This window comes from Candidatus Njordibacter sp. Uisw_058, assembly GCF_047730065.1.
Taxonomy (GTDB): domain Bacteria; phylum Pseudomonadota; class Gammaproteobacteria; order Pseudomonadales; family Balneatricaceae; genus Njordibacter.
This window is the reverse complement of sequence record NZ_CP159829.1, coordinates 1132533-1144997: the sequence shown is the minus strand read 5'-3', so window position 1 is coordinate 1144997 and position 12465 is coordinate 1132533. Positions and strand designations below refer to the sequence as shown.

13 protein-coding genes are annotated in these 12465 nt (G+C 43.0%); all 13 read right to left on the bottom strand.

The annotated features are described in order from the left end of the window. Positions 1–16 precede the first annotated feature (16 nt). Entirely contained in the window at positions 17–478 is a 462-nt protein-coding gene (locus ABXT59_RS05295; protein WP_443638163.1) for a hypothetical protein, read from the bottom strand. After that, a complete protein-coding gene (locus tag ABXT59_RS05290) occupies positions 468–1271 on the bottom strand; it encodes a ParA family protein (RefSeq protein ID WP_443638162.1) in 804 nt (267 codons plus the stop codon). Before ABXT59_RS05290 ends, ABXT59_RS05295 begins: the two co-directional genes overlap by 11 nt. After that, positions 1268–2353, bottom strand: coding sequence for a protein-glutamate methylesterase/protein-glutamine glutaminase (locus tag ABXT59_RS05285; protein WP_443638161.1), 1086 nt, complete (start codon positions 2351–2353; stop codon positions 1268–1270). Before ABXT59_RS05285 ends, ABXT59_RS05290 begins: the two co-directional genes overlap by 4 nt. Positions 2354–2371: 18 nt before the next feature. Beyond that, a complete protein-coding gene (gene cheD / locus ABXT59_RS05280; protein ID WP_443638160.1) occupies positions 2372–3010 on the bottom strand; it encodes a chemoreceptor glutamine deamidase CheD in 639 nt (212 codons plus the stop codon). Further along, positions 3007–3867 carry a CheR family methyltransferase gene (locus ABXT59_RS05275; RefSeq protein WP_443638159.1) on the bottom strand — a complete coding sequence of 287 codons (861 nt, stop codon included), beginning with the start codon at positions 3865–3867 and terminating at the stop codon, positions 3007–3009. The genes cheD and ABXT59_RS05275 overlap by 4 nt, the downstream gene beginning before the upstream one ends. Positions 3868–3902: 35 nt before the next feature. Further along, positions 3903–4433, bottom strand: coding sequence for a chemotaxis protein CheW (locus ABXT59_RS05270; RefSeq protein ID WP_443638158.1), 531 nt, complete (start codon positions 4431–4433; stop codon positions 3903–3905). A 10-nt stretch (positions 4434–4443) separates the two neighbouring features. Next, positions 4444–6693: a chemotaxis protein CheA gene (locus ABXT59_RS05265; RefSeq protein ID WP_443638157.1), complete on the bottom strand. Its 2250-nt coding sequence runs from the start codon at positions 6691–6693 to the stop codon at positions 4444–4446. A 76-nt stretch (positions 6694–6769) separates the two neighbouring features. Next, the gene (locus ABXT59_RS05260) at positions 6770–7132 is read right to left on the bottom strand and encodes a response regulator (protein WP_443638156.1); all 363 of its coding nucleotides are present in this window, start codon (positions 7130–7132) and stop codon (positions 6770–6772) included. Between the two features lie 96 nt (positions 7133–7228). Beyond that, the gene (locus tag ABXT59_RS05255) at positions 7229–7501 is read right to left on the bottom strand and encodes an STAS domain-containing protein (protein WP_443638155.1); all 273 of its coding nucleotides are present in this window, start codon (positions 7499–7501) and stop codon (positions 7229–7231) included. A 156-nt stretch (positions 7502–7657) separates the two neighbouring features. Continuing rightward, positions 7658–8290 carry a 3'-5' exonuclease gene (locus ABXT59_RS05250; protein WP_443638154.1) on the bottom strand — a complete coding sequence of 211 codons (633 nt, stop codon included), beginning with the start codon at positions 8288–8290 and terminating at the stop codon, positions 7658–7660. 5 nt (positions 8291–8295) lie between these two features. Continuing rightward, a complete protein-coding gene (locus ABXT59_RS05245) occupies positions 8296–10125 on the bottom strand; it encodes a DUF294 nucleotidyltransferase-like domain-containing protein (protein WP_443638153.1) in 1830 nt (609 codons plus the stop codon). 38 nt (positions 10126–10163) lie between these two features. Further along, positions 10164–11987 (bottom strand): sodium:solute symporter family protein, encoded by a 1824-nt coding sequence (locus ABXT59_RS05240; RefSeq protein ID WP_443638152.1) that lies wholly within the window; start codon positions 11985–11987, stop codon positions 10164–10166. A gap of 53 nt (positions 11988–12040) precedes the next feature. Continuing rightward, on the bottom strand, positions 12041–12301 hold the full coding sequence (locus ABXT59_RS05235; protein ID WP_443638151.1) for a DUF4212 domain-containing protein: 261 nt from the start codon (positions 12299–12301) through the stop codon (positions 12041–12043). Positions 12302–12465: the final 164 nt, after the last annotated feature.

Below are 12465 nucleotides of genomic sequence, written 5' to 3'. Positions count from 1 at the left end.
CGATATAAAGGTATAGCTAATTAATCATTAAACTATAGCGCACACCATTAAAAATTTGCCATTGTTCATGCCCCTGAGAATGCACTGGGCCAATAATGGTATCAACCAATACTGATAAATGGGGCTGCTTGAATTTAAGACTGTGCCCCTGCCAACTACTTTGATTATATTCAACTGCCGCTAGACTCAATAATGGTCTCAAGTCTAAGAGCACTTGATCGCTGTGTTTCTCACTCTGCCAAAAGGTATCTGCCTGAGCAATTAAAGGCCCACATAGAGCCTGCATACCTGATAAATCAGCTAATTGAAATAATAAACCTTGCTCGCCCACCTTAACCTGCAAGCAGGCTTGAGGTTTAAGGGTTAAAAGCGAATCCACTCCTGCCGTCGATGCACTTTTATGCTCAGACTCATCAGAGCGTAATAGTTCAGAAAAATAATCCAATAGCACGGCATCAGTATCGTTATCATTGACCATGAGCAACCCCAGTCCATTGTGGTATTTTTTGCCGCCTGCGCTGCAATTGGGTCAATAATAAGTCATAAGCCTGAACTCCTCGAGCCAAATGATTATATTGGCTGGGCACTTTGCCCGCTGAGCTCGCATTACGAAATTGAGTATCAATGGGAATAAGAGCATGGGACACATGCTCTCCAAATTCCGCCCGAATAATACGCAGACTCTGAATAGATGATTTTGTTCGGCGGTCGTACATCGTCGGAAGAATGAGTGCTTGCAGTTGTTGATGTCGGGTCTTCAACACTAAATCTAAGCTTTTAGACATGCGCATTAAGCCTTTAATAGCAAGAAATTCAGTTTGTACTGGCATCAATAATAGTTCACATGCCGCTAGTGCATTAATCATAGCTACACCCAAAATGGGTGGGCTATCAATGAGCACATAGTCGAACATAGATTCGACCTGAACTAAGGCCTGCTGAATGACTAAACCCATACCCCCCATTTGACTAGACTGGCGCTCTAACGCAGCCATGCGACTGCTGGAAGGTAGCAAGGTGAGATTGAGTAAATTAGTGGGCACAAGGAGGTTTGCCACTGTTTGCTGGGAGTTAACAAACAAATCATAAACGGAGTCATTGATGGTGTCAGGGTCTAAGCCAAAATAACTAGTCAAAGAACCATGTGGGTCCAGGTCCACAACTAACACCTGATGTCCTTGTTGGGCAAGCAATCCTGCCAATGTCACCACACTGGTGGTTTTACCCACACCACCCTTTTGGTTGGCGACTGCCCAGACCTGGGTCTTCATAACGCCCTGACACCTGACTCTGAAGTCACACACAGATCTAATAATTTTTGGGGAATTTTTGACAAAGGCAATTGAAACTCAACCGCACCCAGATTTTTAGCCGCCCTAGGCATGCCATAAACCACACTAGAATGCTCATCCTGACCTACCGTTTGACAACCTGCTTCGCGCATACGCAACAAACCTTCGGCTCCATCAGCGCCCATTCCTGTTAAAATAACCCCAATTGCAAGGCTGCCAACTTCACCAAGCACTGAATCAAATAACACATCCACTGATGGCCTATGCCGGTTAACTTTTTCAGTCTGCAATAGCCGACAAATATACCCATGGCCCCGACGCCGCAGCGTCATATGACAATTACCTGGTGCCAAATAAGCATGTCCAGGCAATATTTCACCACCATCTATCGCTTCGATGACCTTCATGGCCGACCCATCGTTAAGGCGCCGTGCCAACGATGCACTAAAGGTGGCTGGAATGTGCTGAGCAATGACGATAGGTGGAGCATTAGCGGGCATCATGGACAAGATCTGATTGAGTGCTTCAGTGCCTCCTGTCGAGGACCCAATCGCGATAATAGTACCCTGTTTTAACCTGCCCGTTTCAATCGCAGTCAGTCGTTGTCTTTTTTCTTCATCCATTGCCAAAAGCAAACTACTTTGAGCCAGCGCATTAATATTAGCCAAGGAGGCCATATGGACTTTTTCTACGACTAACTTAGCAAACTTGTCGATACCCCAATCTTCCTGAAGTGTCGATTTGGCGACATAGTCAAAGGCACCTAACTCGAGTGATTCAAGTGTGGCCGAAGCGCCTTTTTCTGTAAGGGTAGAGACCATAACAACCGGCATAGGACGCAAACGCATTAAATTACGTAAAAAGGTTATGCCGTTCATTTTTGGCATTTCAATATCAAGAGTTAATACATCTGGGTTGAGTTGTTTGATTTGTTCGCGAGCCACATAAGGATCTTCAGCAGTTCCTACAACTTCCATGCGTGGGTCACCATTAATTACCCCAGTTAATAACTTGCGCATTAGTGCTGAGTCGTCAATAACTAAAACTGAAATCAACTTCAAAAACGGTACCTCCAACTGCTAAAAAAGATCAATGTCACCATCGCGTGGAAAGTTCTTAATATCCTGAAAGTAGGCGGCTTCTCGACGCACAACTGTGGCTTGGTTCGTACTTTTTAATTTGCGCACTTTAACAATGCCTGTGTGAGGGAAATACAGCAGTTTCCTAGGAAACCGATCACCCACATCATTGGCAGCGATGGGTATACCCTCTTGATCCAAAAAATCAAATACAAAGTCAATGTTTCGCTTGCCAATATCATCCGTTAAGTTGTCCAGCACTTTACCACCACCAAACAACTTTACTTCTAAATCTTTTTTATTGCCACCGTGCTTTAAAACTTCATTGATGAGTAATTCCATGGCCCAATTACCATATCTGGATTCTGTGCCATCTAGAGTGAGGTTGGATTCTCTTGCCCCCTTTTGAGGTAGCATAAAATGGTTCATACCCCCAACTTTAGTTTTAGGGTTGCGGATACAGGCCGAAACACAGGACCCCAAAACAGTCATGATCATTTCATCTGCTTCCGAAACGTAAACTTCACCCGGCATCAATTTGGCGGATGAGATTGACATGGCATTGTCCCAGTACCGCTTAATACCCTCAAAGCCCTCCAACACAGGCGGCAGCTTTCGAGATCCACCTCCATCGTTCATTTCACTTTCCGATACACTGTATTGCCTATGGAGGTAAAGCGATCTGATAATTTATACATACTTTCAGAGTGACCAATCACTAAATAACCACCTGGAGCTAACAGATCAGCAAACCGATTAAATAAAATCTTTTGCGTCGGTTTGTCAAAGTAGATGACTACATTACGACAAAAAATCATTTCAAAAAGTCCAGTCATAGGCCAGTCTTGCAAAAGATTAAGGGGTTTAAAAAAAGTAATATCCCGTAAACTTTTTCTAACTTGCATCTTTGTCGCACCATCAATGGCCACTTTGTCAAAGTGTTTTGACACCAATTTCGAACTCAGATTGCTTAAACGCTCCTCTACATAGACCCCAGTTTGACCTTTCACAACGACATTGGTGTCGATGTCTGTAGCCAATATTTTTACATCCCAGTGCTTGGGTATGTTTTCACTTAGGGTGATAGCAATGGAATAGGCTTCCTCTCCAGTAGAACTTCCTGCTGACCAAATTCTTAGTTTTTTTCTTTGGGTGTCAGAGATCCATTCAGGTATGGCTGTGTTTTTAATGAAATCAAAATGATGAGATTCGCGGAAAAAAGAGGTTAAATTAGTAGTAATCGCATTAATGAAGTGAACAAATTCAGACCCCTCTCGCCTTAGAGCCAAGCTTAAGTAATCATCGAATCCTTGGCATCGGGTTTGACGAATGCGCCTAGAAAGTCGGCTATAAACCATATCTTCTTTAATGTCTTTTAATACGATACCCGAATGTTTATAAATGACTTCGCTAATCATATTGAAGTTCTTTTTTGACATTTCGAATTCACGGGCATTCGCACTTATTCGGGGTGTGTCTTTAGTCAGGTGCTTCACATTTATCTTCTTCGTTGGCCTAACTTATGGAAAAGTTAAAGGTTATTTTCCAAGTGCAATAATCGCTCACTGTCTAAAAGAATGACCATTTTTCCCTTCACTTCAGTCAAGCCCTCGATAAAGTCATGGCTAAAATTTCGATTGACACTCGGTGGGGGTTGTTTGTCAGCGGGTAGTAAGGAAAACACATCTGAAACAGCGTCAACTACGATACCCATAATGCGATTAACTTTTTCAGTGCTGACTTTCAGTACAATCACTACTGTATTTTCATCATAATTAGAATCTGATAGATGAAACAGCATCCGCAAGTCAATCACAGGCACTATGGCACCTCGCAGGTTTATGACCCCACTGACGTAATTAGGAGCGTTGGGAATAGGCGAGACATTGCCCCAACCACGGATTTCCTGCACATTAAGGATATCGATACCATACTCTTCGTCTTGCATTAAAAAGGTAAGGTATTGCTGCTGATCTGCAAAATCTTGTGCACTTGGCTGATTTCCGTTAGCAAGGGTTTGTTGTAATCCATTTTTTGCGTCTTGTTGTTCGGCAGAACTCATTGACCTTCTCCTAAGCCGCTGCGTCTGTCAGTTTTTTTGCAGCTGCAATATCTTTACCTGCTAGGCTCGACAAACCCACGGCATCTATGATCATTGCCACATTACCATCGCCCAAAATAGTGGCTCCTGAAACACCAAGAACACGTATGTAATTATCTTCCAAACTTTTAATAACTACTTGTTGCTGTGCCAGTAATTCATCGACCACAACACCAATTTTTTGACCTTCAGATTCAATGACCACCAGCAAACTACCATCCAAAACAGCTTCACCCTGACGCAAGCCAAACAATCGATCTAAACGAAGAATGGGGATATACTCTTCCCGCAAACTATAAACGTCACTGCCGCCAGCCAAATTATTCACCTTAGCCCCATCAATCTGCAAAGATTCACTAATAGACACAAGCGGAAATATATAAGTCTGGTCAGCAACTGTGACTAACTGGCCATCTAAGATAGCCAAGGTCAAGGGTAAACGAATACGAAACGTACTCCCCTTGCCTATTTCTGTTGACACTTCCACTGAACCATTGAGTTCCTGAATATTGCGCCGTACCACGTCCATACCTACACCACGGCCTGATAAATCACTCACTTGCTCGGAAGTTGAAAGTCCAGGTGCAAACAGAAGTTCTAACTTCTGGTCTTGGGTTAATAGCTCTGATTCACCTATCAGCCCATTGCCTCGAGCCTTAGCCAGAAGGCGCTCTGTGTCAATACCACCGCCATCATCTGTCATTTCAATAACAATACTGCCCCCTTGATGAAAGGCGTTTAGGGCAATGGTACCCAGTTCTGGCTTACCTGCAGCTTTACGTACTTCTGGCATCTCAATACCATGATCCAAAGCATTGCGTATTAAATGCACCATTGGATCACTTATTTTTTCCATCACCGTTTTATCAAGTTCTGTATTTTCACCACTTAACTCTAGCTGGACTTGTTTACCTAACTGAAGGCTGATGTCTCTCACCATGCGGGGTAAACGATTAAAGGTAAAGCTAATAGGTAACATCCTGATACGCATTACACTGTCTTGTAACTCTCGTGTATTTTGTTCTAACTGCACCAAGCCTTCACGTAAATGACCAATATTTTCTTCATCAATACTATCACTTGCAGAACCCATCTGGCCTAGCATTGACTGAGTAATTACTAATTCTCCAACGAGATTAATGAGGCTATCCACTTTATCAATTCCAACCCGTATCGAACTCGATTCTACTTTAGCAGGCTTCGCTTTAGCAGGCTTTGCTTCAACAGGGGTTTTGATTGCTTCTTGGACTGGTGACTCGATTGGATGCGCAGCCTCAGAAGATTTTGGCACTGCAGGACTGGGCAGTTGCAATTCATCCAGACTCGGCAGCGGTCCAGAAGGCATCACCAAACGCTGGCCCGTGGTGTCAGCAGCTTGTGCATTAGAGTTGGATTGTGCATCTTCAGACTGATTATTACCAACGTTGGGTGCATCGGCCATAATCGGTGTAATGGACAACTCACATTCATCCTCCACCCACTCAAACACTTCTTCAACATCATCAATTTTGCAGCTTGTAATGAGTTCTATATGCCAAGACACATAACAATTATCCACTACCAAAGACTCTAATGGTGGAAGCTCACTAGCATCTAAGGTCGTTTTTATTTCCCCTAACGTAGCTAACTCACGCAACATGCGCACTGGGTCATTACCACCTTTAAGCATGTCTGTGTCAGGTTTAAAGTCTATCGTAAAGCCAATTTGTTGGCGCACAGTTCCAAGGTTTTCTGCCTCTGGGGTGGCGGGCAGTCCAGGCCCAAGAACCTCGTTAATCTCATTGTCTTGAGGTGGATTGGCGTTTACTTGACTCGAGCTATCAGCGTAAGTTGCACCATCCAACACAGCTTGAAAGACCGTAGCCAATTGATTAGCACGCTGCAAATCTGGTTCTTGTTCAGCTTGCAAAGCCTCAAGTAGACCCCTTAAACAATCAACTGATTGCAAAAAAAGCTCAATGCCATCTGCGTTTATCGCATGGCCACCATCACGGACTTTGTCTAATAAAGTTTCTAAAATATGAGTAAATTCAGAAACCTGGACAAATCCAAAGGTCCCACTGCCACCTTTAATTGAATGGGCAGCCCGGAAAATAGCATTAATTTGTTCACTGTCGGGGTTATCTATGTCTAAATCAAGCAGGGCAGCTTCCATCAATTCAAGGCCTTCAAAACTTTCCTCAAAGAACACTGCATGGAATTGGCTCAGATCAATACTCATGTCATAACCCTTTTACTGACTTGTTGTTGGCGCTGAAATTACACACCCTAGCCTGACGTTTGAACTCTAAAAACACTTAACCTATGACTTTTTTAATCGTTGCTAGTAGCTTATCAGGATTAAATGGTTTGACCACCCAGCCCGTGGCTCCAGCTCCTTTTCCAGCCATTTTCTTATCCCCTGATGTTTCTGTGGTTAACATCAGAATGGGAGTGTACTTATAAGCTTCTAGCTGACGCAGTTGCTTTACTAACTGGATTCCATCCATCACAGGCATATTGACGTCACTTAAGACCAGATCAAAGGTTGTACCCTCAGCAATATCAAGCGCCTGCTGTCCATCAGCAGCCTCCACAACTTCATAACCAACACTTTGTAGGGTAAACACCACCATCTGGCGCATTGACGCAGAATCGTCTACTGCCAGTATTTTCGTCATCAATATAACTCCACTAAAAGATAAAGTAATTTTTATTCCATGTTACAAAACTTATCATGCCCTTGCTATGTAATCAAAGACTCTAATTTAGATCATTTAACCCAGTTCCTGAGTTAGGCCTGACACTCTAATGAGTTCTTGGATATTTTTGGGAACATTAAATAAGGCGACTGCCACATTTTTTGCAGCACAACTCTTTTTAAATGCTAATAGTAGCTGTAGACCTGCCGCATCAACTCTCACTAAATCAGATGCATCTATCATCATCTCATTATCCGCTGGTGTCTCAGTTAGCAAACGCTTGAGCCAAACTTCTACTTGCGCGATGGTTAATTCAGCATCCAACTGTATGGTCGCACTGCTAGCCATAACATGCCCCTTCACTGATTAATCTATCAAACCAAATTAACCCAAATTAAACTATACTTGGGCTGATCAGTAATACTGGTCTTATACCTGTCTTATACCCAGTGTAAGTGAAAGCTAAGCGGATTTAAATAGCCTCTCCACAAGGTCCATTCAACATTATTTAACCAGGCCGACCGAAGAATTTAAGCGCACAAAAATGATAGCCGTAGTAATCGCATCCCCAAGGGCCGTATGCCGGCCTAGGACAGGTACGTCTAAACCTTTAGCGATAGCTTCGAAAGATAAGTTAATCTGGCAATCTACACTACCAGAAAGTTGCTTTTTCTTTCGATACAAGTCCATCACATCAACACATCGATTAGGCATACCGAAGTCAAATAGGGGTCTTACATATCGATCTAAAACAGCTAAATCATAGGCTATGTTATACCCTACAATCGGGCGATTACCTATAAATTTAAGCAGTTTTTCTATCGCTTCGGCTACAGGCAAACCTTCATTGAGGTCGATACGGCGCAGCTTGTGAATTTTTACAGAGTCTTTTGGTAAGTCTTTGGGTGGAGACAAGGTTAGGGACAATTTTTCACTACTCAAAACACGGTTGCCTTTAATCACCACCGCTCCGATGGACAATATCTGTGCTTTAGAAACATCTAAGCTCGTGGTCTCAATATCCAAAGATACCAGTTCTTTGCCATAGTAGTGCTGAAATAGATGCTCCCAACCACTCTTGAGTTGACGCACCTTCCAAACATCTTTAACACGGCGTAACCGTCGCTTAATCATCATAACTGTCAACCTAGACGATACCTCAAAGATAGGTGTTTCTTAAAATCTTTAACGACTTGAAGTGACTGCCTCAACAAATCTTTTTCTAAACGATCCAAGGACTCTAAATTGATATCGTTATTCAATTCTTCAGGCGTGCAATCTTGCTCTTGTTGTTGCAAATGGTGGGCCAAACGGAACCATTGCAATATTGAAAAAGACTCCATCAACTCGCTAGCTAAACGTGGGGGCAATACACCCAGTTTAATTAAGCTTTCAATACGTTTGTAAGTATTAGTTTCGGCGACCTGATATTGCATTGCTAAAACTCTCACTCCGTGGACTATGGGGAAAATACCACCCTTTTTAACATCAATTCCCGCCGCTCTATCTCTAATTCCACCCATAAAGTTCAAAGGTGTTTCAAACACTAGGGCCACTTCCGCAAAAGATGTTAAAAATCGTTGTTGTTGCTGTAATTCCCTTAATAACCAGTTGCGACTGGTCTTAAATAAGGCTTTATTACCAGCCACTGCATGTGCATCTATTGATATAGCTAAATTAAGTAAACTGTCACTGTCAGCCTTAGCAACCCAATCACGCATGCGCTGAGTCCATTCACTCAAGGGTTGCACCCAAAATGGATTATTCACCATAACCTGTCCAGGGCACCTTGGATAACCCAGATCTACTAGGGTTTGAGTATAATACTCCATGGTTTGTTGGCATTCAGGCCAATCTAGGCTGTCACGTATAATCAGGCCATTGTCTTGGTCAATTCTAACAATCTGTTCACCTCGGCCTTCACTGCCCATCATCACTAAACACACATGGGGCAGCACACTTTCAGGAACGACAAGATTAAATAACTTCGCCATCAAACGTTGGTTAAGGGCGGCCAGTAAATCCATGGCGAAGCGAACTTTAACGCCTTGGGCATAAAGTGAACGAATTAAGTTGCCCATATCCCCCGCTGCTGCCTTAAGTTCGTCAATACTTGTCGCGCGTTCGATCCGCAATCCCACCACATGCGAATGACTAGAAAAATAACTTAAAGTGTCTGCTAAATCAATAATGCCATGCAATTCAGAACTTTGCATTACCACCACTCGGTCAATTTGGTGCAATGTCATCAAAATAAGTGCATTAAAAAGGTAATCTCCAGATTCGACCGTAATCAATCGATAGTTTGCGATGGCTTGCACATCGGTGGTAACAGGAAGTTTGTCCAACACAATTGCGTTTAATAAGTCTGTCCCAGTCACCATGCCATATCGCTTGCCACGCTGCACTAGCGCACAATCAACTTGCTGCTCATTCATAAAACGAGTGGCATCTTCTAAACTCGAACCATGGGGCAATAATGAAGCATCTCGCATACAGGAACTGTCTATGCGTGCAAGCATAAACTCGGTCATATTTAGTGAATCATTTTTTTGTTCTAACAACTCGTTTTTTAGTGACAGATTTTTGTTGAAAAAATCACCAAAGTGAGGATTACGAAAAATAAGGTCCAACAATATTTTTGTAGGAAGGATGTAACAAATAGTTTCTTCATCGGCAATGAAATCATGAATTGCAGAGCCACGCAGGGCCGACCAAGCTCCGAAATAGTCATCATTAGTATAGTGCACAAACGTGTGCCCACGGCGCTGGTCTGCATTTTTAACATCTAATTCGCTGACGCAGCCTTTGAGAATAATGTACAACCCTTCAGGCACATCACCCGTGCTAATAATCACTTCACTAGCTTGGTAATACGCTATATCAAGATTATCTTGCAATAGGCTGTACTCGTCCTCGTCTAGCAAATTAAACGGCAAGACATCCGCATTAAAAGCGTTACTAGCGTGCATGATTTATCATAAAACACCTATAAAAACCACTCCATTGATCAATAATATGCAGAGCCACTATTGCGCGGCACACGAATATTTTGCACAATTTGTTGAATATGTTTGGGCGGTTCTGGTGTTAAGTGCGCCACTAAATAGGCCACAATAAAGTTCAACACCATTCCTAAAGCACCAAACCCTTCTGGTGAAATACCCATTAGCCAATGTTCCGGCTCACCACCCAAAAACTTAAAGTATACGATATAACTTATGGTGGAGATCAGGCCCACTAACATACCACTTATGGCCCCGTATTTATTCATCCTCTGATAAAAGATCCCCATAATAATGGCTGGAAAGAACGAAGCGCAAGCTAAGCCAAATGCCAAAGCCACCACGGCAGCCACATAATCAGGTGGATGCATTCCCAAATAACCAGCAACTAGCACTGCCACCATGGCAGCTAAGCGCGCTGCCAGAAGTTCTTGTTTGTCAGTAATTTGAGGCCTAATGGTTTTTTTCAATAAGTCGTGAGACACAGACGTTGCTATTACTAGCAGCAATCCAGCAGCTGTGGACAAGGCTGCCGCCATGGCCCCCGCTGCGATGAGGGCTATAACCCAGTCTGGTAGTTCAGCTATTTCTGGATTGGCCAGCACCATAATGTCTGGATCAACATAAATTTCATTAGCAAAGGGTTGGACGTTTGGGTCAAATTCGCCGGAACTTGGATTCACCACGTGTCTTTGATTAAAATGAAAATTGCGCGCCACTTTGTCTTCTGCAGCGCCCCAATAAATAGGTTTATGTTGACGTCCCGTAAAGGCATCTCCCGCAGCATACTGGGTCCGACCGTCGGCATTATGATCATACCAAGCAATTAAACCTGCATTTTCCCATTTTTTAAACCACTGGGGCATTTCTTCGTAGGGCGTGCCTAAGTTATCAGCACCATTTACAGTTTCGATCAGATTGATTCGACCAAAAGCGGCTACGGCAGGTATGGACGAGTAAAGAATGGCAATAAAAACAAGCGCCCAAGCGGCCGATATACGCGCATCTCTGACCCTAGGAACAGTAAAAAAGCGCACGATCACGTGGGGTAATCCCGCCGTGCCGAACATCAATGCAGCGGTGATAAAAAACATATCAACTTTACTTTTACTTCCTTCGGTAAAGCTTGCAAACCCCAATTCTGTAACTAAACCATCAAGGTGGTCTAAAACTGACATGCCATTATTTAAAGTCGCACCCAGTCCAGTTTGAGGCAATAAATGTCCAGTCATTGAAAAGGTTAAAAACAGTGCAGGCACTGTAAAGGCAAAAATCATGACACAATACTGAGCCACTTGGGTATAAGTTATACCTTTCATACCCCCTAACACGGCATACACAAACACGACTGCCATGCCGATCATGATGCCCGTATCAATTTCTACCTGCAAGAAGCGCGAGAATACGATACCCGTACCCCGCATTTGCCCGGAGATGTATGTAAAAGAGATAAACATCACACAAATCACGGCCACCACTCTTGCAACTCCTGAGTAATAACGATCACCTACAAAATCAGGAATAGTGAATTTACCAAATTTACGCAAATAAGGGGCCAACAAAAGCGCCAACAGAACATAGCCACCCGTCCAACCCATAATATAACCACTAGCGTCATAGCCAGCAAAAGAGACAATTCCTGCTAAAGAAATAAATGACGCGGCTGACATCCAATCCGCAGCCGTGGCCATGCCATTGGCTAAAGGTGTGACTCCACCCCCAGCAACATAGAATTCTTGTGTACTTGACGCTCTGCTCCAAAAAGCAATAGCGATATAAATAACAAACGATCCGACGACAAAAGTATAAGTGAGCGCTTCTAGGCTCATGTTGAATTCCTATTGTTAATAATCAAGTGACTGAAAACAGGCATTACACGGACTTATTCGTGCACATCAAACTCATTATCAAGGTGGCTCATGCGCACTGCATAGGCAATGGTTAAGGCAGAAAATACAAAAATACTGCCTTGATTAGCAAACCAGTAACCCAGTTTAAAACCAAACAAGTTGAATTGATTAAGCTCATCGACAAAGACAATGCCACAACCAAAGGAAACCACAAACCAAACCGCTAGGTAGGAGAAAATTATTTGTAAATTGCGACGCCAATACTGCGCTGCCGTATTTGTATCTGGATTCATAATATGCTTTTTTATTATTATTTTATGGGTGCACAATCATACCTATCTGCGACATTTAGGGCAACGAAAATGTCGACTAAAGTCTAAAAGTGCCACCCATTACGGTCCATTGGATTCGCCACACAGTTGTTAGACTTTAGTATAGCGACCTAAAGAATTATTCT

Excerpts from the sequence above, each read along its gene's own strand:
- cheD (WP_443638160.1), bottom strand. The coding sequence starts at position 3,010 with ATGAACGATGGAGGTGGATCTCGAAAGCTGCCGCCTGTGTTGGAGGGC.
- ABXT59_RS05265 (WP_443638157.1), bottom strand. The coding sequence starts at position 6,693 with ATGAGTATTGATCTGAGCCAATTCCATGCAGTGTTCTTTGAGGAAAGT.
- ABXT59_RS05245 (WP_443638153.1), bottom strand. The coding sequence starts at position 10,125 with ATGCACGCTAGTAACGCTTTTAATGCGGATGTCTTGCCGTTTAATTTG.
- ABXT59_RS05260 (WP_443638156.1), bottom strand. The coding sequence starts at position 7,132 with ATGACGAAAATACTGGCAGTAGACGATTCTGCGTCAATGCGCCAGATG.
- ABXT59_RS05255 (WP_443638155.1), bottom strand. The coding sequence starts at position 7,501 with ATGGCTAGCAGTGCGACCATACAGTTGGATGCTGAATTAACCATCGCG.
- ABXT59_RS05235 (WP_443638151.1), bottom strand. The coding sequence starts at position 12,301 with ATGAATCCAGATACAAATACGGCAGCGCAGTATTGGCGTCGCAATTTA.
- ABXT59_RS05240 (WP_443638152.1), bottom strand. The coding sequence starts at position 11,987 with ATGAGCCTAGAAGCGCTCACTTATACTTTTGTCGTCGGATCGTTTGTT.
- ABXT59_RS05295 (WP_443638163.1), bottom strand. The coding sequence starts at position 478 with ATGGTCAATGATAACGATACTGATGCCGTGCTATTGGATTATTTTTCT.
- ABXT59_RS05250 (WP_443638154.1), bottom strand. The coding sequence starts at position 8,290 with ATGATGATTAAGCGACGGTTACGCCGTGTTAAAGATGTTTGGAAGGTG.
- ABXT59_RS05290 (WP_443638162.1), bottom strand. The coding sequence starts at position 1,271 with ATGAAGACCCAGGTCTGGGCAGTCGCCAACCAAAAGGGTGGTGTGGGT.
- ABXT59_RS05270 (WP_443638158.1), bottom strand. The coding sequence starts at position 4,433 with ATGAGTTCTGCCGAACAACAAGACGCAAAAAATGGATTACAACAAACC.